The sequence below is a fragment of the Pseudomonas sp. B21-017 genome (assembly GCF_024749245.1).
Taxonomy (GTDB): Bacteria; Pseudomonadota; Gammaproteobacteria; order Pseudomonadales; family Pseudomonadaceae; genus Aquipseudomonas.
Genome location: NZ_CP087194.1, coordinates 2,344,362 through 2,367,293 on the forward strand (window position 1 = coordinate 2,344,362; position 22,932 = coordinate 2,367,293).

Annotated in this window: 24 protein-coding genes; 15 read left to right on the plus strand and 9 right to left on the minus strand. The window is 60.2% G+C overall.

Annotated features, from left to right (window positions below):
* Nucleotides 1-9 precede the first annotated feature (9 nt).
* The 11 genes from LOY28_RS10635 (at nucleotide 10) to LOY28_RS10685 (ending at nucleotide 12,938) form a co-directional block, all read left to right on the plus strand.
* Entirely contained in the window at nucleotides 10-831 is an 822-nt protein-coding gene (locus LOY28_RS10635) for a TIM barrel protein (RefSeq protein WP_258613695.1), read from the plus strand.
* A gap of 31 nt (nucleotides 832-862) precedes the next feature.
* On the plus strand, nucleotides 863-2,794 hold the full coding sequence (gene iolD / locus LOY28_RS10640) for a 3D-(3,5/4)-trihydroxycyclohexane-1,2-dione acylhydrolase (decyclizing) (protein WP_258613698.1): 1,932 nt from the start codon (nucleotides 863-865) through the stop codon (nucleotides 2,792-2,794).
* 31 nt (nucleotides 2,795-2,825) lie between these two features.
* Nucleotides 2,826-3,851 carry a Gfo/Idh/MocA family protein gene (locus LOY28_RS10645; RefSeq protein ID WP_018928028.1) on the plus strand — a complete coding sequence of 342 codons (1,026 nt, stop codon included), beginning with the start codon at nucleotides 2,826-2,828 and terminating at the stop codon, nucleotides 3,849-3,851.
* A gap of 143 nt (nucleotides 3,852-3,994) precedes the next feature.
* Entirely contained in the window at nucleotides 3,995-4,855 is an 861-nt protein-coding gene (locus tag LOY28_RS10650) for a sugar phosphate isomerase/epimerase family protein (protein ID WP_007939382.1), read from the plus strand.
* A gap of 109 nt (nucleotides 4,856-4,964) precedes the next feature.
* On the plus strand, nucleotides 4,965-6,017 hold the full coding sequence (locus tag LOY28_RS10655; protein ID WP_018928027.1) for a Gfo/Idh/MocA family oxidoreductase: 1,053 nt from the start codon (nucleotides 4,965-4,967) through the stop codon (nucleotides 6,015-6,017).
* Between the two features lie 366 nt (nucleotides 6,018-6,383).
* On the plus strand, nucleotides 6,384-7,310 hold the full coding sequence (locus LOY28_RS10660) for a sugar ABC transporter substrate-binding protein (protein ID WP_018928026.1): 927 nt from the start codon (nucleotides 6,384-6,386) through the stop codon (nucleotides 7,308-7,310).
* A 69-nt stretch (nucleotides 7,311-7,379) separates the two neighbouring features.
* Nucleotides 7,380-8,945 carry a sugar ABC transporter ATP-binding protein gene (locus LOY28_RS10665; protein ID WP_018928025.1) on the plus strand — a complete coding sequence of 522 codons (1,566 nt, stop codon included), beginning with the start codon at nucleotides 7,380-7,382 and terminating at the stop codon, nucleotides 8,943-8,945.
* 57 nt (nucleotides 8,946-9,002) lie between these two features.
* Nucleotides 9,003-10,025, plus strand: coding sequence for an ABC transporter permease (locus tag LOY28_RS10670; protein ID WP_007935962.1), 1,023 nt, complete (start codon nucleotides 9,003-9,005; stop codon nucleotides 10,023-10,025).
* A gap of 326 nt (nucleotides 10,026-10,351) precedes the next feature.
* Nucleotides 10,352-10,756, plus strand: a complete 405-nt coding sequence (locus LOY28_RS10675) for a TraR/DksA C4-type zinc finger protein (protein ID WP_007935965.1) — start codon at nucleotides 10,352-10,354, stop codon at nucleotides 10,754-10,756.
* 633 nt (nucleotides 10,757-11,389) lie between these two features.
* Entirely contained in the window at nucleotides 11,390-12,613 is a 1,224-nt protein-coding gene (locus LOY28_RS10680; RefSeq protein WP_370741122.1) for a methyl-accepting chemotaxis protein, read from the plus strand.
* 121 nt (nucleotides 12,614-12,734) lie between these two features.
* Nucleotides 12,735-12,938 (plus strand): hypothetical protein, encoded by a 204-nt coding sequence (locus LOY28_RS10685; RefSeq protein WP_258613707.1) that lies wholly within the window; start codon nucleotides 12,735-12,737, stop codon nucleotides 12,936-12,938.
* 7 nt (nucleotides 12,939-12,945) lie between these two features.
* Here the strand turns inward: LOY28_RS10685 and LOY28_RS10690 are convergent, their stop codons facing one another.
* From LOY28_RS10690 to LOY28_RS10700, 3 genes are all read right to left on the minus strand, one after another.
* Nucleotides 12,946-13,185: a DUF2789 domain-containing protein gene (locus tag LOY28_RS10690; RefSeq protein WP_018928021.1), complete on the minus strand. Its 240-nt coding sequence runs from the start codon at nucleotides 13,183-13,185 to the stop codon at nucleotides 12,946-12,948.
* A 139-nt stretch (nucleotides 13,186-13,324) separates the two neighbouring features.
* Nucleotides 13,325-13,555 carry a hypothetical protein gene (locus tag LOY28_RS10695; protein ID WP_138867231.1) on the minus strand — a complete coding sequence of 77 codons (231 nt, stop codon included), beginning with the start codon at nucleotides 13,553-13,555 and terminating at the stop codon, nucleotides 13,325-13,327.
* A gap of 159 nt (nucleotides 13,556-13,714) precedes the next feature.
* Nucleotides 13,715-13,963, minus strand: a complete 249-nt coding sequence (locus tag LOY28_RS10700) for a hypothetical protein (protein WP_258614429.1) — start codon at nucleotides 13,961-13,963, stop codon at nucleotides 13,715-13,717.
* Between the two features lie 410 nt (nucleotides 13,964-14,373).
* Here LOY28_RS10700 and LOY28_RS10705 point away from each other — a divergent pair, with 410 nt between their 5' ends.
* The 4 genes from LOY28_RS10705 to LOY28_RS10720 all read left to right on the plus strand — a co-directional run bounded on the left by LOY28_RS10705 (nucleotide 14,374) and on the right by LOY28_RS10720 (nucleotide 16,784).
* Nucleotides 14,374-14,844, plus strand: a complete 471-nt coding sequence (locus tag LOY28_RS10705; RefSeq protein ID WP_026286571.1) for a hypothetical protein — start codon at nucleotides 14,374-14,376, stop codon at nucleotides 14,842-14,844.
* Nucleotides 14,844-15,047: a hypothetical protein gene (locus tag LOY28_RS10710; protein ID WP_007935975.1), complete on the plus strand. Its 204-nt coding sequence runs from the start codon at nucleotides 14,844-14,846 to the stop codon at nucleotides 15,045-15,047. The genes LOY28_RS10705 and LOY28_RS10710 overlap by 1 nt, the downstream gene beginning before the upstream one ends.
* 119 nt (nucleotides 15,048-15,166) lie before the next feature.
* Nucleotides 15,167-16,183, plus strand: coding sequence for an ABC transporter substrate-binding protein (locus LOY28_RS10715; protein WP_064617035.1), 1,017 nt, complete (start codon nucleotides 15,167-15,169; stop codon nucleotides 16,181-16,183).
* Between the two features lie 163 nt (nucleotides 16,184-16,346).
* Nucleotides 16,347-16,784, plus strand: coding sequence for a DUF3995 domain-containing protein (locus tag LOY28_RS10720; protein WP_018928016.1), 438 nt, complete (start codon nucleotides 16,347-16,349; stop codon nucleotides 16,782-16,784).
* A gap of 69 nt (nucleotides 16,785-16,853) precedes the next feature.
* Here LOY28_RS10720 and LOY28_RS10725 read toward each other — a convergent pair whose 3' ends face one another.
* Genes LOY28_RS10725 through LOY28_RS10750 form a run of 6 tightly spaced genes read right to left on the minus strand, consistent with a single transcriptional unit; the run spans nucleotide 16,854 to nucleotide 22,929 of the window.
* The gene (locus LOY28_RS10725; protein WP_018928015.1) at nucleotides 16,854-17,216 is read right to left on the minus strand and encodes a Na+/H+ antiporter subunit G; all 363 of its coding nucleotides are present in this window, start codon (nucleotides 17,214-17,216) and stop codon (nucleotides 16,854-16,856) included.
* Nucleotides 17,213-17,491, minus strand: a complete 279-nt coding sequence (locus LOY28_RS10730; protein ID WP_008151692.1) for a K+/H+ antiporter subunit F — start codon at nucleotides 17,489-17,491, stop codon at nucleotides 17,213-17,215. The genes LOY28_RS10725 and LOY28_RS10730 overlap by 4 nt, the downstream gene beginning before the upstream one ends.
* Nucleotides 17,488-17,976 carry a Na+/H+ antiporter subunit E gene (locus LOY28_RS10735; RefSeq protein WP_258613714.1) on the minus strand — a complete coding sequence of 163 codons (489 nt, stop codon included), beginning with the start codon at nucleotides 17,974-17,976 and terminating at the stop codon, nucleotides 17,488-17,490. Before LOY28_RS10735 ends, LOY28_RS10730 begins: the two co-directional genes overlap by 4 nt.
* A complete protein-coding gene (locus LOY28_RS10740) occupies nucleotides 17,973-19,658 on the minus strand; it encodes a monovalent cation/H+ antiporter subunit D (protein WP_018928013.1) in 1,686 nt (561 codons plus the stop codon). Before LOY28_RS10740 ends, LOY28_RS10735 begins: the two co-directional genes overlap by 4 nt.
* A complete protein-coding gene (locus tag LOY28_RS10745) occupies nucleotides 19,655-19,999 on the minus strand; it encodes a Na+/H+ antiporter subunit C (protein WP_007935994.1) in 345 nt (114 codons plus the stop codon). Before LOY28_RS10745 ends, LOY28_RS10740 begins: the two co-directional genes overlap by 4 nt.
* Nucleotides 19,999-22,929, minus strand: a complete 2,931-nt coding sequence (locus tag LOY28_RS10750; protein ID WP_258613716.1) for a monovalent cation/H+ antiporter subunit A — start codon at nucleotides 22,927-22,929, stop codon at nucleotides 19,999-20,001. Before LOY28_RS10750 ends, LOY28_RS10745 begins: the two co-directional genes overlap by 1 nt.
* Between the last annotated feature and the right edge of the window lie 3 nt (nucleotides 22,930-22,932).

Here is a 22,932-nt window from a genome sequence, read left to right on the forward strand (position 1 = left end):
CAACAAAAAATGAGCAAACCCCTGCGTTTCGCCTTGAACCGTATGGTCGCCCCACGTTTGTCCCTGCCGGCGTTCATCGAGTTGGCGGTGACCCTCAAGGCCGACGCCATCGAGATTCGCAACGACCTCAAAGGCGTCGAGATCGAGGATGGCACCGCACCCGAACACGTCCGTGAGCTGTGCGCGGCCAAAGGCATCACTGTGCTGTCGATCAACGCGCTGTATCCGTTCGATGTCTGGAATGACGAGCGCCGCGCACATGCCCTGAAGCTTGCCGCTTATACCCGTGACTGTGGCGCACGGGGCTTGGTGATGTGCCCGTTGAACGACCGCGCCGATCCACGAACCGAAGCGCAGCGTGCGTCTGGCCTGCGCACGGCGTTGAGTGAACTGGCACCGATCCTGCGCGATCACGGCATTCTCGGCTTCATCGAACCGCTGGGTTTCGAAGAATGCTCGCTGCGGCGCAAACGCACGGCAGTCGATGCGATCAAGGCCATCGGAGGGCTGGATGTGTTTCGTCTGGTGCATGACACCTTCCACCATCACCTGGCCAGCGAGCATGAATTCTTCCCTGAACTGACCGGGTTGGTGCACATCTCCGGCGTCGAAGATGCCGAGGCGCCACTGGCGACCATTCGTGACGGCCATCGGGTGCTGGTGGGCGAGGGCGACATCCTCGGCAATGCGGCGCAGATCGACACCTTGCTCAGTAGCGGCTATAGCGGCTACCTGTCGTTCGAACCGTTTGCCGACAGCGTCCATGGCCTGGCGGATATCCAGACGGCGATCGGCGCGAGTATGGATCACCTGCAGAAATCCCTGAGCTGACATCGGATTTGCATACGGAAAAGGTGCGAGCATGACCACAACAAGACTGACCATGGCCCAGGCCCTGGTGAAATTCCTCGATAACCAGTACATCGAGGTCGATGGGGTTCAGAGCAAATTCGTCGCCGGGATCTTTACCATTTTTGGCCACGGCAATGTGCTGGGGCTGGGGCAAGCCCTGGAACAGGACAGCGGCGACCTGATCGTCCATCAGGGCCGCAACGAACAAGGCATGGCCCACGCGGCCATTGGTTTTGCCAAGCAACACCTGCGGCGCAAGATCTACGCCTGTTCTTCATCGGTGGGCCCGGGCGCGGCGAACATGCTGACTGCTGCCGCGACGGCCACCGCCAACCGTATTCCCTTGCTGCTGTTGCCCGGCGACGTTTACGCCTGCCGCCAACCAGACCCGGTGTTGCAACAGATCGAGCAGTTCCACGACCTGAGCATCAGCACCAACGATGCGTTCAAGGCCGTGAGCAAATACTGGGACCGGATCAACCGTCCCGAGCAACTGATGACTGCGGCGATCCACGCCATGCGCGTGCTCACCGACCCCGCCGAAACCGGCGCCGTGACCCTGGCCTTGCCGCAAGACGTGCAGGCCGAGGCGTACGACTATCCCGATTACTTCCTGCAAAAACGCGTGCACCGCATCGAGCGCCGTCCGGCCACCGAAGCGATGCTCGACGATGCCGTGGCGTTGTTCAAAGGCAAGCGCAAACCGCTGATCATCTGCGGCGGTGGGGTCAAGTATTCCGGTGCCAATGCAGCGTTGCAGGCCTTTGCCGAGCGCTTCGATATTCCTTTCGCCGAAACCCAGGCCGGCAAGAGCGCGGTGGTGTCGAGCCATCCGCTGAACGTCGGCGGGATCGGCGAAACCGGTTGCCTGGCGGCGAACCTGTTGGCCAGGGACGCAGATTTGATCATCGGCATCGGCACCCGCTACAGCGATTTCACCACCGCGTCGAAATCCTTGTTCAAACACCCGGACGTGCAATTTCTCAACCTCAACATCAGCCCTTGCGACGCCCTGAAACTCGATGGCGTGCAACTGCTGGCGGACGCCAGAACCGGCTTGAACGCCTTGGCCGCTGTGTTGGGCGACTATCGCTCCGGCTGGGGCGATCAACCCCGACAGGCCCGGGCGCAGCTGGACGAGGAAGTCGACCGCATCTATCAGGTCGAGTACCAGACGCAAAACTTCGTGCCGGAAATCAACGACCACCTGGACCCGGCGGTGCTGCGCGAATTCATCGAGCTGACCGGTTCCTGCCTGACCCAGAGCCGGGTGCTCGGTGTGCTCAATGAAACCCTGGCCGATGATGCGGTGATCGTCGCCGCCGCCGGCAGCCTGCCCGGCGACTTGCAGCGCAGTTGGCGCAGCAAGGGTGTGAACACCTACCACGTCGAGTACGGTTATTCGTGCATGGGTTATGAGGTGAACGCCGCACTGGGGGTGAAGCTCGCCGAGCCTGAGCGCGAGGTCTATGCGCTGGTGGGCGACGGCTCCTACATGATGCTGCACTCGGAGCTGGCAACCTCGATCCAGGAGCGCCGCAAGATCAACGTGGTGTTGCTGGACAACATGACCTTCGGCTGCATCAACAACCTGCAAATGGAACACGGCATGGACAGCTTCGGCACCGAGTTCCGTTTCCGCAATCCTGAAACCGGCAAGCTCGATGGCGGTTTCGTGCCGGTGGATTTCGCCATGAGCGCGGCGGCTTACGGCTGCAAGACCTACAAGGTGAACACGGTTGAAGAGCTGCGAGCCGCGTTGGCGGATGGGCGGTTGCAGACGGTGTCGACGCTGATCGACATCAAGGTCCTGCCCAAAACCATGATTCACAAATACCTGTCGTGGTGGCGGGTCGGTGTGGCGCAAGTCTCCACCAGCGCACGCACTGACGCAGTGGCCAAGACCCTCAACGAACGATTGGCCAAGGCCCGTCAATACTGATTGCCCTGAAACGAACAACAGGAGTGTTTATATGTCTTCGCTTTCCAATTCGTTGCGTATCGGCGTCATCGGCACCGGGGCCATCGGCCAGGACCATATCCGTCGTTGCAGCCAGACCTTGCTCAACAGTCAGGTTGTCGCGGTCACCGACATCAATTTGCAGCAAGCGGCCAAGGTCGTCTCCGATCTGAAACTGACCGCGGAGGTCTATCCCGATGGCCACGCGCTGATCAAGGCGCCGGACGTCGACGCAATCCTCGTCACCTCCTGGGGCCCGAGCCACGAAGAGTTCGTGCTGGCGGCGATTGCGGCGGGCAAACCGGTGTTCTGCGAGAAACCGCTGGCGGTCACCGCCGAAGGCTGCCGCAAGATCGTCGAGGCCGAAGTGGCCCACGGCAAGCGACTGGTGCAGGTTGGTTTCATGCGCCCGTACGATGAAGGTTATCGGGCATTGAAATCGGTGATCGACAGTGGCCAGATCGGCGAGCCGCTGATGCTGCACTGCGCACACCGCAACCCGACCGTAGGTGAAAACTACAAGACCGACATGGCGATCACCGACACGCTGATCCATGAGCTGGACGTGTTGCGCTGGTTGCTCGACGACGACTATGTGTCGGTGCAAGTGGTGTTCCCGCGCAAGACCAGCAAGGCCCACGCCCATTTGAAAGACCCGCAGATCGTGTTGCTGGAAACCGCCAAGGGCACGCGCATCGACGTGGAAGTGTTCGTCAACTGTCAGTACGGCTACGACATCCAGTGCGAAGTGGTAGGGGAAACGGGCATCGCCAAACTGCCGGAGCCGTCGCAGGTTCAACTGCGCAGCGGAGCGAAACTGTCCAATGCGATTCTGATGGACTGGAAGGATCGGTTCATCGCCGCGTACGACGTCGAGTTGCAGGCGTTCATCGATGGCGTGCGCGCCGGGCAGGTCGGCGGGCCATCGGCGTGGGACGGTTTCGCCGCCGCCGTCGCTGCGGATGCCTGCATCGAGGCGCAGAACAGCGGCCAGATTGTCAAAGTCGCACTCCCTGATCGCCCACGCTTTTACGGTTAACCACTGACCCCTGTAGGAGCGAGGCTTGCCCGCGAAGACGTCGACACATTCAACATTGATGTCGGCTGAAGGTCCGTCTTCGCGGGCAAGCCTCGCTCTTACAGGGGATGGTGTCGATTTCTGGTTAAGGAGAACAAAAAAACATGCGCATCGCACTAGACCCCTACATGTACCGCAACCTGTCCCTGGGCAAGATGGTCGACAAGGTCGCCGAGCTCGGTTACGAACACATCGAGCTGTCGCCCCGAGAAGATTTCCTGCCGTTCTATAAAGCCCCGCGAGTCGACAAGGCGCGGATCAAGGAATTTCGCAAAGCCCTGAGCGATACCGGGGTCAAACTCTCTTCCTTATTACCCATGTACCACTGGGCCGCCGCCGATGAAGGTTTGCGCGTGGCCGCCGTGCGCAACTGGAAGCGGGCGATCCAGATTGCCGTGGAGATGGACTGCGAGCTGGTCAACACCGAGTTCACCGGTCAGTCGGACAACCCGTTGGTCTGCGAGAACCAGTTCATGCGTTCTATGGACGAACTGATCCCCGAGTTCGAACGCGAAGGCATCAAGCTCGATATCCAGGCCCATCCTTATGATTTCTGCGAGCGCAACAACGAGTCGGTGGACATCATTCGCGGTCTGGACCGCGACTGGATCAACTACCTCTACGCCGCGCCGCACACGTTTTTCTATGACGATGGCGTGGGTGACATCGCCTCGATGCTCAAGTACGCCGGCTCGAAGCTGAGTCACTTGATCATCGCCGACACCTACAACCACAAGGCTTCCTCGGGCTTGCGCTACATCGTCAACCCGCCGGGTGTCACTGCCACCGTGCATCAGCACCTGGACATCGGCCAGGGCGAGGTCGACTGGGAAGCGTTTTTCGGCACCTTGCGCGAGATCAAGTTCGATGGCATCGCCACCGTCTCGGTATTCGCCTGGGAAGACCGGCCGGACGAGTCCAACCGAATGATGCTCGAACGCGTGACCCGCGAACTCTGCCAATAGCCCCACCCCCTGTAGGAGCGAGGCTTGCCCGCGAAGAGGCCCTCAAGATCGCTAAAAGCTTCGCGGGCAAGCCTCGCTCCTACGGATCATGTGAACACAGGAATTAATTATGCGTATCGGACTTGTCGGTTACGGCCATGGCGGCCGGTTTTTCCATGCGCCGCTGATCAGCAGTTTGCCGGCGGCGACGTTTGTGGGCGTGGTCACCCGTTCCGCCGAGCGCCGACAACTGCTGGCCACGGAACATCCCGGTGTGCCGGCCTTCGACAGCATTGGCCAACTGGTCGAAGCCGGGGTTGATGTGCTGGTGGTGTCCACGCCGCTCAAAGGTCGTCCGGCGTTGGTGCTCGACGCCATCGAACACGGGGTGGCGGTGGTCAGCGACAAGCCGTTCGCCGCCGATACGCAACAGGCGCAAACCCTGATCACCATGGCCGAGCGTCAGGGCGTACATTTGAGCGTCTACCAGAACCGGCGCTGGGATTCGGATTTCCTCACCGTACGCAAACTCATCGGGTCTGGTGCCCTGGGCCAGGTCACCCGTTTCGAGTCGCGGATCGAACGCTACTCGCCACTGTCGGTGAACAACGGCAGCGGCGGTGGTTTCCTGCGCGATCTGGGCAGCCATCTGGTGGATCAGGCGTTGCTGTTGTTTGGCCCCGTCACCCGGGTTTACGCCGAACTGGATTACCTCGAAAAAGGCCAGACCTTCGACAACGGCTTCTTCATGTCCCTGACCCATGCCAGTGGCGTGATCTCGCACCTGAGTGGCAGTTGCCTGCAAAACACCCCCGGCCCGCGTTTTCGCGTGACCGGCACCCAGGGCTGCTACAGCGTCGACGGTCTGGACGGGCAAGAGGCGTCGACCCTGGCCGGGCTCACGCCCAAATCCGAGGGCGAGCGCTGGGGCGTCGAAGAGCATCGTCGCTGGGGCTGGTTCGAACAGGGCGAGGTGCGCGAGCGGGTGCCGTCTGAGCGAGGCTGCTGGAACCAGTTCTATTTGCAGCTACAAACCGCGTTACAGAGCGGTGGCCCACTGCCGGTCGAGGCCCGTGATGCACTGGCGACCACCCGCGTGCTAGACGCTGCGCGGCTCAGTTTCGAGCGCCATCAAGTGGTGGCGTTGAGCGCATTTGAAAGCCATGGAACAAAATCAGAATAAAATTCTAAAATGAGTTGATATAGAAATTATTTTCCAATAAAGTCGTTTCCAGGTTGCCGACTATCAACGTCCGATCACGCTCAAGCAGGTCTTGAACGAGTGAAGGACGCACCAAAAACAAGAAACAAAGCCAGGTACCGTCGATGAAAACCTTCAACTCTACTCTGCATGCTTTACGTTCCGCGCTGCACCTCTCTCGCGACCTGCCTCGCGTCTCGTTTCATTCCGTCTTTCGCTTGCTTTGCGTTGAACGCAAGGGCGCCCTGGTCTGCTGCATTCCGGGAGCGCCGATAGTCCGCTTGCCCGCTTACTGAAATCGTCACGCCTTATCCATAAAACCAACAAGAATGTGGAGAAAGACCTTTCATGAAGACCAAGACCCGTTTCGCCTCACTCGCCTTGTCCCTGTTGCTCGCCAGCGGTGCCGCACTCGCTGATATGAAGATCGGCGTCAGCATGGCGCAGTTCGATGACACCTGGCTGACCTACCTGCGCGAATCCATGGACACCAAAGCCAAGTCCTATCCCGATGGCGTCAAGCTGCAGTTCGAGGATGCGCGCAGCGACGTGGTCAGGCAGTTGAGCCAGGTAGAAAGCTTCATCAGCCAGAAGGTCGACGCCATTGTGGTCAACCCGGTGGATACCGCCGCCACCAAGAAAATCACTGAAGCAGCGGTCAAGGCCGGTATTCCGCTGGTGTACGTCAATCGTCGTCCCGACGACATGAACCTGCCCAAAGGCGTGGTCACTGTCGCCTCCAACGATCTGGAGGCCGGTCAGATGCAGATGCAGTACCTGGCGGAAAAAATGGGCGGCAAGGGCGACATCGTGATTCTGCTCGGTGATTTGGCCAACAACTCCACCACCAACCGCACCAAGGGCGTAAAAGAGGTGCTGGCCAAGTACCCGAACATCAAGATCGAGCAAGAGCAGAGCGGCATCTGGTCGCGGGACAAGGGCATGACCCTGGTCAACGACTGGCTGACCCAGGGCCGCAAGTTCGACGCGGTCGTCTCCAACAACGACGAGATGGCGATTGGCGCGGCCATGGCCCTGCAACAGGCGGGTGTCGCCAAAGGCAGTGTGCTGATCGCCGGTGTTGACGGTACGCCCGACGGTTTGAACGCGGTGAAGAAGGGCTCTCTGCTGGTTTCGGTGTTCCAGGACGCCAAGGGGCAGGCTGATGGTTCGGTCGACACGGCGGTGAAAATGGCCAGGAACGAACCGGTGGAGCAGGCCGTGTGGGTGCCGTATCGCTTGATCACTTTGCAAAACGTTGACCAGTTCAAATAGTCCGTCCGTTCGATAACAACAATAAGCACGCAAGGTTGCGACGCGACCTTGCTGATGGAGTACCTGATCATGTTCGCTTCAGCGACTGCTTCGAGCACCCCGTTGGTGGGTATCCAGCCAACCGCAACACCTGTCGATGAGCCGTACCTGCTGGAGATCATCAACGTCAGCAAGGGTTTTCCCGGTGTGGTGGCCTTGTCCGACGTACAGCTGCGGGTGCGTCCCGGTTCCGTGCTGGCGCTGATGGGCGAAAACGGTGCCGGCAAATCCACCCTGATGAAAATCATTGCCGGCATCTACCAGCCGGACGCTGGCGAGTTGCGCCTGCGGGGCAAGCCGGTGGTCTTCGAAACGCCACTGGCCGCGCTCCAGGCCGGGATCGCGATGATTCACCAGGAACTCAACCTGATGCCGCACATGAGCATCGCCGAGAACATCTGGATCGGCCGTGAGCAGCTCAACGGCCTGCACATGATCGATCACCGCGAAATGCACCGCTGCACCGCCAAACTGCTGGAGCGGCTGCGGATCAATCTCGACCCGGAAGAGCAGGTGGGCAACCTGAGCATCGCCGAACGGCAGATGGTCGAGATCGCCAAGGCGGTGTCCTACGACTCCGACATCCTGATCATGGACGAACCGACTTCGGCCATTACCGATAAGGAAGTCGCTCACCTGTTCTCGATCATTGCCGACCTCAAGAGCCAGGGCAAAGGCATCATCTACATCACTCACAAAATGAACGAAGTGTTCAGCATCGCCGATGAAGTGGCGGTATTCCGCGACGGCGCCTACATCGGCCTGCAACGGGCCGACAGCATGGACGGCGACAGCCTGATTTCGATGATGGTCGGTCGCGAACTGAGCCAGTTGTTCCCGGTGCGCGAGAAGCCGATCGGCGATCTGTTGCTGTCGGTACGCGATCTCAAGCTGGACGGCATTTTCAAGGATGTCTCCTTCGACCTGCATGCCGGGGAGATCCTGGGCATTGCCGGGTTGATGGGCTCGGGGCGGACCAATGTCGCCGAGGCGATTTTCGGCATCACTCCGAGTGACGGTGGCGAGATCCGGCTCGACGGCGAGGTGGTGCGCATCACCGATCCGCACATGGCCATCGAGAAGGGCTTCGCGTTGTTGACCGAAGATCGCAAGCTCAGCGGCCTGTTCCCGTGCCTGTCGGTGCTGGAAAACATGGAAATGGCGGTATTGCCCCATTACGTCGGCAACGGCTTCATCCAGCAGAAAGCCCTGCGCGCGTTGTGTGAAGACATGTGCAAGAAGCTGCGGGTGAAAACGCCGTCGCTGGAGCAGTGCATCGATACCTTGTCCGGCGGCAATCAGCAGAAGGCCTTGCTGGCGCGCTGGCTGATGACCAACCCGCGAATCCTGATTCTCGACGAGCCCACCCGGGGCATCGATGTCGGCGCCAAGGCCGAGATCTACCGGCTGATCTCGTACCTGGCCAGCGAAGGCATGGCGGTGATCATGATTTCCTCGGAACTGCCGGAAGTGTTGGGCATGAGCGACCGGGTCATGGTCATGCACGAGGGCGACCTGATGGGCACCCTCGACCGCAGCGAAGCGACCCAGGAACGAGTGATGCAACTGGCCTCGGGCATGTCCGCGGTTCACTAATGGATGCCGGCGGTGGCCATGGCCGCCGTCGATGACGCAATAGAAGGGTGAGTGGTTATGAACGCGATACTGGAAAACAAGCCTGCAATGGCACCGGTCAAGAGTCGTCGGCGCTTCCCGACCGAGCTGAGTATCTTCCTGGTACTGATCGGCATCGGCCTGGTCTTCGAGCTGTTCGGCTGGATCGTGCGGGACCAGAGCTTCCTGATGAACTCTCAGCGCCTGGTGCTGATGATCCTGCAAGTGTCGATCATCGGCCTGCTGGCAATCGGGGTAACCCAGGTCATCATCACCACCGGTATCGACCTTTCCTCGGGTTCGGTGCTGGCGCTGTCGGCGATGATTGCCGCCAGCCTGGCCCAGACCTCGGACTTTGCCCGGGCGGTGTTTCCGTCCCTGACTGACTTGCCGGTGTGGATTCCAGTGATCGCCGGGCTGGGGGTGGGATTGCTGGCGGGGGCGATCAACGGCAGCATCATTGCAATCACCGGGATTCCACCGTTCATTGCCACCCTCGGCATGATGGTCTCGGCGCGCGGTCTGGCGCGCTACTACACCGAAGGTCAGCCGGTGAGCATGCTCTCGGATTCCTACACAGCCATAGGGCACGGCGCGATGCCGGTGATCATCTTTCTGGTGGTGGCAGTGATCTTTCACATTGCCCTGCGCTACACCAAGTACGGTAAATACACCTACGCCATTGGCGGCAACATGCAGGCGGCGCGCACCTCCGGGATCAACGTCAAGCGCCATCTGGTGATCGTCTACAGCATCGCCGGGTTGCTTGCCGGCTTGGCCGGGGTGGTGGCATCGGCACGGGCCGCGACCGGGCAAGCCGGGATGGGCATGTCTTATGAATTGGACGCGATTGCCGCGGCGGTCATCGGCGGCACCAGCCTGGCCGGTGGCGTTGGGCGCATCACCGGCACCGTGATCGGCGCATTGATTCTCGGGGTCATGGCCAGCGGCTTTACCTTTGTCGGTGTTGACGCTTATATTCAAGACATTATCAAGGGGCTGATTATTGTGGTGGCGGTGGTCATCGACCAGTACCGCAACAAGCGCAAACTCAAGCGCTAAACCACACGAAAGACGAAACTGCGCCACGCCTGACCCGCGTGGCGCAGCCGTTTGTCTTCTATATACAGCCGCTGGACTGAATTTCTTGCTATAAACGCACTCCGATAAGCGCCTCAAAGCTCGCCATAGAGCACTTTCAGGGCTTTGTCGGACAGATTTGCTGTCTTTTCAGTTGCTGAGGCCTCAAGTCGGCCTTAGACTGCCGCCCCTCGTAAATTGAGTGCCGGGTGGCGCTTGGAATAAACGGCGCCGTTCCAATGACCGCACAAGGCTCAACGGAACGCTCCCTAATTCGCCTTAATGCACGTTTTTTTATAGAGATATCAATGACAAAGGACAAGTTGCTGGCCATGCCGGCGGATGACTACATGAATGCCGAGCAACATGCTTTTTTCTCTGAGCTGTTGCAGAACATGAAAGTCGAAACCCATGAGCGCATCGAACAGAATCGCATCGCCATCGAGAGCCTGGACACCCCGGCCGATCCGGCTGACGCAGCTTCTGTCGAAGAAGAGCGCACCTGGCTGGTGAACGCGATCGATCGCGACCAGCGCATGCTGCCTCAGTTGGAACAGGCCCTGGAACGCATCAAGGAAGACAGCTTCGGCTGGTGCGATGACAGCGGCGAGCCAATTGGCCTCAAGCGCCTGCTGATCAGCCCGACCACCAAGTACTGCATCGAAGCTCAAGAACGTCACGAGCAGATCGACAAGCACCAGCGTCAGGCCTGATTTTGTGAGGCAGCCAGCTAATAACTGGCTGCCTTGAAAAGATCGCAGCCTTTGGCAGCTCCTACAGGTTTATGTGAACCCGTGCAGGAGCTGCCGAAGGCTGCGATCTTTGCTTTTCGACGTCTGCGAAAACACCCGTGCAACTTCTATTGATCTGCTGCAACCCCCCACTACTAACGGACCATAGATAATGGCCTTGTGGTGGCGTTTAATGCGGATACAACAATTAGAAGATGCCTGGGGTGACAAACGATGATGCGAGACGGGTCTCTGGCTGGGGCAGTGCCCGCAGCCGTACTTTTGCCGAAAAACCAGTGGCTCACGCCGACTCTGCAAAGCATCGCCCTGATGCTCTTGCTGTGTGGCATGGCATTGGCTGGCTGGTCGCTTTACCTTGGCCTGCCATTGGCTGTGCTGATTATCTGGCTGCCGCGCCTGCGCTCGCGCACGCTGCCGCAGGCAACCCCGGCTGACAACGCCAGCGCCATCGCCGGTTTGACTCGCGATCTTTCCTACACCACCAGTCATAACGCCTTGTCGGCCGCCGGCGTGGCCTTTTCGGTCAAGCAACTGGCCGACAAGCTGCAATCGCAACTCGGCGCCGCAGCACAGATTGTCAGCAGCGCTGAAGTGATGATCGCCACCGAACAGGCTACCTCGACACTCAGCCGGGAAGCCTTGAGCGCGGCGAGCGAAGCCCATCAGAGCAGTGCGGCAGGGCGTACGGAACTGATCGAGTCCATCGCGCGCATGCATCAACTCAGTCAGCGTGCCAGCAACAGCCGCGAGTTGATCGAAGCCCTGAGCCTGCGCAGTGACGATATCCAGCGGGTCACGCTGGTGATCCAGTCCATCGCCAGCCAGACCAATCTGTTGGCGTTGAACGCAGCCATCGAAGCGGCGCGGGCCGGGGAACACGGTCGCGGGTTTGCGGTGGTGGCCGATGAGGTTCGTGGCCTGGCCGCGCGCACGGCGACGGCGACCGGCGAAGTCGGGGAGATGGTCGCTGACATTCAACAACGCACGGCGCAAGTGGTGGAGCAGATTCGTCAGTTGGCCAGCGACCTGAATACTGGCGTTGCGCAGGTCGAGCACACGGGGCAGCACTTGGAAAACATCGCGCGCCTGGCGGCCGGTGTTGAAAGGCAGGTCGGGGAAATCGCTCTGGGCGCAGACACTAATCGCGAACAACTCGACAGCCTGTTCCACGCCATCGAACAAATGCGCAGCGACCTGGCGATCAGTGACCAGCAAACCCAGCGCCTGGCCCAGGCGGCGGTGCAAATGGAAGGGCAGGCCGAAACCATCAGTGAACGTCTCGCCGAAGTCGGGCTGGATGACTATCATCAGCGGATTTACGACCTGGCCCGCGAAGGGGCGAGTCAGATTGCGGCGCGTTTCGAGGCGGATATCGACCAGGGCCGGATCAGCCTCGACGACCTGTTTGATCGCAATTATCAGACGATCCCCAACACCAGCCCGACCAAATACCAGACCCGCTTCGACCGTTACACCGATCAGGTCTTGCCGGCGATTCAGGAACCGTTGCTGCCGCGTCACGAAGGCCTGGTATTCGCCATTGCCTGCACGCAGCAGGGGTATGTCCCGACCCACAACACGGTGTTCAGCCAGCCACTGACCGGCGACGTGCAGGTCGATACCCTGCAAAACCGCACCAAGCGCAAGTTCGCCGACCGCACCGGGATTCGCTGTGGCAGCCACCAGCAGGCCGTACTGTTGCAGACCTACACCCGCGACACCGGTGAACTGATGCACGACCTCTCGGTGCCGATCATGCTCAAGGGGCGCCACTGGGGTGGATTGCGGTTGGGCTACAAACCGGAAAAGCCTCGCTGATAGCCTGGCAATTGTTACCGCATATGCAACGAAGCTGTGCAACGCCGTTGCTGTTTCCTCGAGGATGAACTCATTAACATGCCTGCATAGTTAGGTCGCTAATGAAATTCGAGAGGTCAGCATGCAAAGCAAAGTCGATGTCGCGGTCATGATTGGCAGCGGCGTGCCCGCCAGTTTGCGAGCGATGGGGCAGAGCGTCTGTTGGGTGGTGCTGCTCAACGGTGAGCACCGGGGGACGGTGTTCTCCAGTCGTAATGAAGCCGAGGAGTGCAGGGCTGCCTGGTTGGCACAATTGAACGTCGAAATGCCCGACAGCCTGCATTGAGCCTCAGCTAGTGAATCTGGTGCATGCGCAGGTTCAGGTCGTCGACCACGTGCGCCCAATCGGCGTCTTCACGCAGTTGTTCCTTGAGGAAGCCGGCTTGTTGCGGAGTCCAGAACTCGGCATCGATGAGTTTCTTGTCATCGGGCAACGGTGAATGCAGGGCAATGAAATCGTCGATGGCCTTTTCGCTGGAGTCCAGGCCGAGCTGGTCGAACAAGCCTTTCAAGTCATGTGTGGGTGAATCCATCTTCATCTCCTTGCAGATAATCAATCGCCTCGGGCGTGAGGTCTGAGGTGCGGCTTCATTGCATCTGAGGGGGCCGCGCACCAGGGAGTTCGATAACGATGTTCAAAGCAGGGATGAGCATAGACTGCAAACCCGATGGTCAGCCCTTCAACGCACCGTCATCGACGGCAAGCTTCAGGGCTTTGGCGGACTCTTGGGCGGCAATCGTCGCGACTTCCGCGGTCTTGAACCAGCGATCCTTTTCGACCTGGTGATACGACACCGTGGTCAACGGTGGTTTGGCGCGCATGATAATGACTGCCTGGAATTCACCGTCGACCTCTCTGGCTTCGCCCCGGATAAAAAATTCACCGATATCAAATTCCGTCACGTAGCAGTCTTCCCTTTGAAATATTATGTTGTATTGAGCGCCGTCCACCCTGGAGACGGGTTTCATAGGGCGGGCAGTATGGCAGTAGTTGCCTGCCGGCGGCTGAGTTAAGTCGCCGGCGTGACGAAACGTCTATAAATGTGAATGCCGCAAGATGAGTCAGTTGCGAGACTCGAGCGAGCGGGCAAGGGCGCAGGCTTCGTTATGGTCGGCGCGGAAACCTCTGACACGTCCGGTGGATATTTCCCTGATGTGGAAAAAGGCGTTGCCGGCCAATACCACCTGAAAACGCGGGAGCAGATGCGCCTCAGGGAGGAAATCCTGCTGGCGGAGTACTATCGATTGCAGAAGTGACGAGCCGTTTGTGTGGTGTGTGTGAGGCTGGGCGAACTGAGTCAGTGTGCACATATGAAGTCCTTTTCGTGGTTTTACCGACGTGCGTACGTTGTTTTGGGTAGTCTCGGTGAGCATGGCTGCTCTAGAATCGCTCTCACTGGTTGGCGATTGCTGCCCATCTAAAGCAATTTTTTACTGGCGATATGTCAGAAAAGTGCTTTTTTTAAAGAGATTTTTCCCTAAAGTTGGTGATCCGGTTTTTCTGGCCGTCAGAAGGGCGTTTTCCTTCAACCTCTGACGACCGCCAGGCAAGACGACGCGGGGGATGTTCCAGTAATCTTCCCAAACCTCGCGATGAATGAGCCCTCTGCTCGTTCCAGGATTACGACCCGGGTCATTTGGCTAAACCTCGGCATTGCCGCTTTTTTCTGCTGTGCGCGTTTCCTGCGTACGGCATCATTTTCAGATGTGGGGATGTTTCCTTGGCAGTAAGTAATCTCGATATGCATGCTTTGTTCGTACTGGGTGATTTGCGCGCAAAGCTGGTTAAACAGTTTCAGTCACGTTTCGTCTACATCACCGAACAGAACGCTGAAGGCATTTACATTGCCGAGATCGACACCGAAGCCGCGCTGGTGGTAGACGACAAGCCCGGGCTGAAACTCAAGGTCGGCGATCATTTCAGCGCTTCCGTATTGCCCAGCCGCGAAGGCGGAAAACTGGATATCAAGTTCCGCGAAATCAAATTGACGGTGTACGGACTGGGGGATTACGCGTTCGTGACCACCGCGGACGGCCACGGCATTGTGTTCAAGGAAGGTCATAGCGTGGTGATGGTGTTTGCGGCCCACCAACAATTGCAGGAAGGCCTGACCAAGACACTGAAAGCCGTGACTGCCAAGGCCGCCAAGTGGCGCAAAGGCGAACTGGTGACCTTCAAGGCCAGCGAGTAATGACCCAGACCCGCGCCGATTTCCATGAACAGAACCAGGCCAGTGCACACGCCGAGGCCCAGCGCCTGTTGGCTGAAAAGGCCGTTCTGCAGGGAGCCTGGCTGAGTTGGGTAGCGTCACAAATTTATATGTTGCGCCCGGCGGCGTACGCCAGCATGGTCAGAAGAGAGCTTGCGCGCTTGCAGGAACCTTCCGAAAAATAATCCTCGCCCCTCGAAAGCAGAAACCTCTACTACAGTCAGTTGACTGAGTATTCAGAGGCTTGTGGTCTTCTTTGTCAGGCCATCCTGCTATTGCTGTGAACAGCACGAGGTGCAAGAGCATGAAGGGATTACGACGGTTACTGGCCGCTACCCTGGCCACGTTCGGCTTGTTGGTTTCACCCGTTCCGGTATTCGCTGCCCAGGCACCGATTCACTTTGCCGACCTGAATTGGGAAAGTGGCAGCCTGATCACCGAGATTCTGCGGATCATCGTCGAGCAGGGCTACGGCTTGCCGACCGATACCTTGCCCGGAACGACCATTACCCTGGAAACCGCCTTGGCCAACAATGACATTCAGGTCATTGGCGAAGAGTGGGCGGGCCGCAGTCCGGTCTGGGTCAAGGCTGAGGCCGAGGGCAAAGTCGCGAGCCTGGGCGATACGGTCAAGGGCGCCACCGAGGGCTGGTGGGTGCCGGAATACGTGATCAAGGGCGACCCGGCCAAGGGCATCAAGCCGCTGGCGCCGGGGCTGCGCAGTGTCAGTGATCTGCCGCGCTACAAGGATGTGTTCAAAGACCCGGAAACCCCGAGCAAGGGGCGCTTCCTGAACAGCCCGATCGGCTGGACGTCGGAGGTGGTCAACAAGCAGAAGCTCAAGGCCTATGGGCTGAACGACAGCTACGTGAACTTTCGCAGTGGTTCGGGGGCGGCGTTGGACGCGGAGATCAGTTCGTCGATTCGTCGCGGCAAACCAGTCCTGTTCTATTACTGGTCGCCGACGCCATTGCTCGGCCGTTTCAAGCTGATTCAACTGCAAGAGCCGCCATTCGACGCCGAAGCCTGGAAAACCCTGACCGAGGCCGACAACCCTAATCCGAAGCCGACTCGCTCACTGCCCTCGAAGCTGTCCATCGGTGTGTCCGCGCCGTTCCAGAAACAGTACCCACAGCTCACCGAGTTCTTCAGCAAGGTCGATTTACCGATCGAAGCGTTGAACAAGGCCCTGGCGGAGATGAGTGAAAAACACACTCCGCCACGTCAAGCGGCCGAGGCGTTCATGAAGGCGAACCCACAGGTGTGGCAGGCCTGGGTGCCCAAGGATGTGGCGGATAAAGTCGCTGCCCAGCTGAAATAAACTGCTCGGGTGTACATAAAACTCGTAGAAGCCTGCGATCTTTTGATTTTGCCGTTGGAAGCAAAGTCAAAAGATTGCAGGCTTCGCCTGCTTGTACTGGGCGCTTTTAAAATCGCGCAAGGAAGTTCATTCTGCTGCAACATTTCACACGGGACGTCTGAATATGAGCCTTTTGGTCGCGCAATGGATTGCTGCAATCTTTCTGGTCATCAGCCTGATCCACCTGTATTGGGCGGCGGGTGGCAAGTGGGGTAGCGAGGCGGTGGTACCGAGCGTACCCGGGGAGGACGGTGAGGCATCAAGGCCGGCGTTCAAGCCATCGGGCTTTGGCACGCTGCTGGTGGCGGTGGGTTTGCTGCTGATTGCGATGCTGGTGTGCCTGCGGGTCGGACTGTATCTGCCCACGGTGCATCACTGGTCGTTGCAATGGGTAATTAGCGCGATTGCTCTGCTGATGTTCGCTCGGGCGATCGGCGATTCGAATCTGGTGGGGTTCTTCAAGCAGGTCAAGGATTCGAAGTTTGCCCGGCTCGACACTTGGGCGTATTCGCCGTTGTGCTTGGTGTTGGGGGCCGGGTTGCTGGCAGTGGCCTGGATCTGAGGGGGGCGGTCAATCGCTTTCGCGAGCAAGCCCGCGAAGAGATCCCGCCAATCAACACAAATCCCTGAACTAACTCCCGGGTTCCGTGCGCCGACTACTCACTTCCGCCGGCACATCATCCCCCGCCATGCGCTTGCGGAACAGCGCTGCCCGGGCCAGCAGCAGCGTGGTCACCGGCATCGTGATCGATAACAGGATCGGAATCAGCCAGGCATGCAACACCGGCCCCGACTTGAGCGCCGAAAAGTAAATGATCGAAGCCAGTGCCACACACCACGCGCCCAAAGTCGAGGCCAGCGCCGGCGGGTGCATGCGCTGGAAGTAATCCTTCATCCGCAGCAGCCCGACCGCGCCGATCAGTGCAAACAGACTGCTGAGCACCAGCAGAATCGCCACCGGTATTTCCACCCACAAAGACAGTTCAGCGTTCATTCGATCACCTCGCCACGCAACAGGAATTTGGCCAGGGCAAATGAGCCGACGAAGCCGAACAGGGCGATCAGCAGCGCCGCCTCGAAGTAAGTGTCACTGGCATAACGAATGCCCAGCGCGAGCATCATCAGCATGGCGATGATGTACAGGTAATCCAGGGCCAGAACCCGGTCCTGGGCCGACGGGCCCTTGAACAGGCGGATCAGGGTCAGAATCATCGCCAGCGAAAAGATGAACAGGCTCAGCAGGATCGCGTTCGACAGCAATGCGCTCATTCGAAGATCTCCATCAAGGGGCGCTCGTAGGTCGCCTTGAAGTGCTGGATGAATGGGCCTTCGTCATCCAGATCGAAAACGTGCAGCAACAGAATGCTGCGATCCAGCGCCAGTTCCGACCAGATCGTGCCGGGAATCACCGTGCAGATGATCGACAGCGCCGCCAGACCGTTGGCATCGCGCAAGTCCAGCGGCACCTTGATGAACCGCGAGCGAGGCGCACGCCGCCCGGCATTGAGCACGCCCCAGGCCACGGCGAGGTTGGACACCAGCACATCGCGCCCGACCAGCAAGAACAAACGCAAAATCACCCCGGGGCGACGAATGCGGATCGGCAACGGCCGCAGCTTGCGCATCATCAGTGGGGCACAGAGGCCCAATACCGCGCCCAACAGCACATTGCCGGGGCTCATCGACAGGTTCAACAGCAGCCACAGCAGCCACAAGGACAGTGACAACCACGGCGCAGGAAACAGACGCTTCATGGTTGCACCTCCACCAGTGCTGCCCTGGCTTCAGGGCTCGGCACCGCACGGGTGCCGAGCACCGCCATCACGTATTGCTGAGGGTTATTCAATGCTTGAGCGGCGGCCTGGGTGTAGCGCAACAGCGGTTCAGCCTTGAACGTCAGCGCAATGCTCAGCCCCAGCAGAACCATGATCGGCACGCATTCTAGACGACGCAGCAAGGGCGATGGCCGCTCTTGTGGGGTCCAGAAACGCTGGATACCCACACGCGAGAAAGCGATCAACGAGGCCAATCCGGACAGGATCAACAACGCCAGCAACCCCCACGCGCCGTTCGATACCGGCTCGTCGCTGCCATGACCCAGGCCCAGCGGGTTGAGCAGGGCGCTGAGCAGGCTGAGTTTGCCGATAAAACCGGAGAGCGGCGGCATGCCGATAATCAATAAAGCGCAGGCGATGAAGCTCAGGCCGAGGAAGGCCATGGTCCAGGGAATCACCTGACCGACCACGGCTTTCTGGTCGTCATCGAGGTTGAAGCCTTTGGGCGGCTGCAAGGATTCCAGGGGCCGTGGCAGCAGCTCGCCGTCATCGTCCAGTGGCATTTCGTTGGCCGAACGCGAACGCTCGATCAACTCCGCCAGCAGGAACAGCGCGCTCAAGGCCAGGGTCGAGCTGACCAGGTAAAACAGCGCCGCGCCGATCAGGTTCGGCTGGGCGAAACCGATGGCCGACAACAAAATGCCTGCCGACACCAGGATGCTCAGGCTGGCCATGCGCTCCAGGCGTTGCGCGGCGAGGATCGCCACGGCGGCGCAGACGATGGTCGCCATGCCGCCGTAGATCAGCCAGTCGCCGCCGAAGTACGCGGAGGCCCCGGCCTGGCCGGAGAACAGCAGCGTCCACAGGCGTAGCAGGGTGTAGACGCCGACCTTGGTCATGATCGCGAACATCGCCGCTACCGGCGCGCTGGCTGCGGAGTACGCCGGCACCAGCCAGAAGTTCAGCGGCCACATGCCAGCCTTGGCCAGGAACGCCACTGCCAGAATCGCCGCGCCGGCATGCAGCAGGCCGCGATCGGCTTCCGGCACCAGCGGGATTTTCAGCGCCAGGTCGGCCATGTTCAGCGTGCCGGTGACGCCGTAAATCAGCGCCGCGCCAATCAGGAACAGCGACGAGGCCAGCAGGTTGATCGAGATGTAATGCAACCCCGACGACACCCGCGGCCGGCCCGAACCGTGCAACATCAGCCCGTAAGAGGCGGCGAGCAGCACTTCGAAAAACACGAACAGGTTGAACAGGTCCGCCGTGAGGAAGGCGCCGTACAGGCCCATCAACTGAATCTGGAACAGTGCGTGGAAACTCGAACCGGCGCCGTCCCAGCGGGCCATGGCGAACAGCAGGGCGCTGACGCCGATGATCCCGGTCAGCACCAGCATCAACGCCGACAGGCGATCAACCACCAGCACAATGCCGAACGGCGCCTGCCAGTTGCCCGGCAGGTACACGCCGATGGAGCCTGGCACACCGGTGGTCTGCGTCCATTGCAGCAGCATTACGGCAATGCCCAGTCCCAGCAGGCTGGAGAACAGATTGATCTTGGCCTTTAGCGGGCGGTGTTTCTCGCCCAGCATCAGCATCACGGCGGCGGTCAGCAGCGGCAGCAGAATCGGTGCAACGATCAGGTGAGTCATCGCCATCATTCTTTAGGCTCCCGGCCATCCACATGGTCAGTGCCGGTCAGGCCCCGGGAGGCGAGCAGCACCACCAGAAACAGCGCGGTCATGGCGAAACTGATGACGATTGCGGTCAGCACCAGCGCCTGCGGCAGCGGGTCGGTGTAGTGCAGCAAATCCTGAGGCACGCCGTCCTTGATGTTCGGCTCCTTGCCGATGAACAGGCTGCCCATGCTGAAGATGAACAGGTTGACGCCATAGGACAGCAGGCACAGGCCCATGACCACCTGGAACGTCCGTGGCCGCAGGATCAGCCATACGCCGGACGCGGCCAGCACACCGATGGCGATTGCGATGACTTCTTCCATCAGATGGCTCCTTGGGTGACAACGGCTTTGGCCGCGGGCCTGATTTGCGCGCTGGTTTTATGACCGCGTACCGATTGGTGGGCAAGGGCGGTGAGGATCAACAGCGTCGAACCGACCACCACGGCGTACACGCCAATATCGAAGAACAGCGCGCTGGCGATATGAATGTCACCCAGCAGCGGCAGCTCGAAATGCCAGGTGTGGGTGGTCAGGAACGGATACCCGACCGCCATCGCCCCGAGCCCGGTAACGGTGGCGAACAACAGCCCGGTGCCCATCCAGCGCAGCGGCCGCAAGCTCATTTGCGCCTCGACCCACTGGGTGCCGGCGACCATGTATTGCAGGATGAACGCCACCGACATCACCAGTCCGGCGACGAAACCGCCACCCGGCTGGTTGTGCCCGCGCAGGAACAGATAGAAGGAGATCACCAGGGCGATCGGCAACAGCAGGCGCACCAGCACCGCCGGCACCATCATGAAACCGAGCGCGGTGTCGCTGGCGTGACGCGGGTTGACCAGATCGGTGACCACATCGGGCGCCAGCAGACGCTGTTGGGCCGGCAGTTGCAGGCTTTCTTTCGGAGGGCGGAAGCGTCGCAGCAGGGCGAACACCGCCAGGGCCACGGCCACCAGCACGGTGATTTCGCCGAGGGTGTCGAAGCCACGGAAATCCACCAGCATCACGTTGACCACGTTGCTGCCGCCGCCTTCGGGCAGGGCGCGACTGAGGTAGAACGAAGAAATGTCGTTGGGCGTCTGGCGGGTCAGCATCGCGTAGGACAACAGCGCCATGCCGCCACCGACCGCTGTCGATAGCAGCAAGTCGCGAACCCGCCGTACCCGCGCCTTGCGCAGGCTGCTCGGCAACGGTGACACCTCTTCGATCCGTCGAGGCAACCAGCGCAGGCCGAGCAGGATCAGCACCATGGTCACCACTTCGACCACCAGTTGCGTCAGGGCCAGGTCCGGCGCCGAGAACCAGACGAAGGTCACGCAGGTCATCAGGCCGCAGACACTGACCATGGTCAGGGCCGCTAGCCGGTGATACTTGGCTTGCCACGCCGCTCCGAGTGCACAGGCAATCGCCAGCAGCCAGAGGATCACGAACACGATCGAGCCCGGAATTTTCGCCCGGTCACCCCAGCTCAGGCTGCTGTGCAGCATCGGGATCACCCCGGCCAGCACCGCGGCGAGTACCACCAGGAACAGTTGGGTTTGCAGGCGCCGGGTGCTGATCCGCCGCTCCAGGCGACGGGCCAGACGCATCATGACCACCAGGCTGCGCTCGAACAGCCGCTTGCCATTGAAACGGCTGATCACCGGCGGGTGCGTGAAGCGCCCTTGCTTGAGTTGATTACGCAGCAACAGGTAAAGCACGATGCCGCCGGACATGGCAATCAGGCTCATGAACATCGGTGCGTTCCAGCCGTGCCAGATCGCCAGGCTGTACTCGGGCAGCGTGCCGCCCACCACCGGCAATGCGGCGGCGGCGAGCAGCGAGCCGACCACTTGAGCGGGGAAAATCCCCACCACCAGACAGGTGAGCACCAGCAACTCCACCGGCGCGCGCATCCAGCGCGGCGGCTCGTGCGGGGTGTGCGGCAGATCGGTGGCGGTCGGGCCGAAGAACACGTCGACGGTGAAGCGCAGGGAGTAAGCGACGCTGAACGTCCCGGCGATGGTCGCGACGATCGGCAGGGTCATCTCGACCCAGGCCGTGGCGTTGATGAACACGGTTTCGGCGAAGAACATCTCTTTCGACAGGAAGCCGTTGAGCAGCGGCACGCCGGCCATGGAGGCGCTGGCGACCATGGCCAGGGTGGCGGTGAACGGGATCAGTTTGACCAGGCCGCTGAGTTTGCGAATGTCCCGGGTGCCGCTTTCGTGGTCGATGATCCCGGCGGCCATGAACAGCGAGGCCTTGAACGTGGCGTGGTTGAGAATGTGGAACACCGCGGCCACGGCGGCCAACGGACTGTTCAGGCCCAGCAGCAGGGTGATCAGACCCAGGTGGCTGATGGTCGAGTAGGCCAGCAGGCCCTTGAGGTCGTTCTGGAACATCGCGCAGTAAGCGCCGAGCAACAGGGTGCAGGCGCCGGCCCCGCTGACGATGTAGAACCATTCTTCACTGCCGGACAGCGACGGCCACAGGCGCGCGAGCAGGAACACCCCGGCCTTGACCATGGTCGCCGAGTGCAGATACGCCGAGACCGGTGTCGGTGCCGCCATCGCGTGGGGCAACCAGAAGTGGAAGGGAAATTGCGCACTTTTGCTCAGGGCGCCGATCAGGATCAGGGGCAGCAGAATAGGGTAGAGGGCATGCGCGCGAATCAGATCGCCGGCGGCCAGGACCTTGTCCAGGTCATAGCTGCCGACCACATGGCCGAGCAGCATGACCCCCGCCAGCAAACACAAACCGCCCGCGCCGGTGACCATCAGTGCCATATAAGCACCCCGTCGCGCATCGGCGCGGTGGTGCCAGTAGCCAATCAACAGGAACGAGAAGAGGCTGGTCAGCTCCCAGAAAAACACGATCTGGATCAGGTTGCCGGAAATCACCAACCCCAGCATGGCGCCCATGAACGCCAGAAAAAACGCGAAGAAACGCGGCACCGGATCGTCCGGTGACATGTAATAACGGGCGTACAACGAAACCAGCGTGCCGATGCCCAGTACCAGCATCGAGAACAACCAGGCGAAACCGTCCATGCGCAGCACGAAGTTCAGGCCCAGGCTGGGGAGCCAGAAGAATTCTTCGCGGATCACGCCGCCATGGGCGATTTGCGGGTACAAGAGGGCGACCTGGACGGTGCCGATCAAGGCAACCAGGCCAGCCAACAGCGATTCGGTATTACGCGCGTTGTGCGGCAGCAAGGCTGCCAGACAGCTGCCGATAAAAGGCAGAAGCAGTAGAACTATCAGGGACATAGG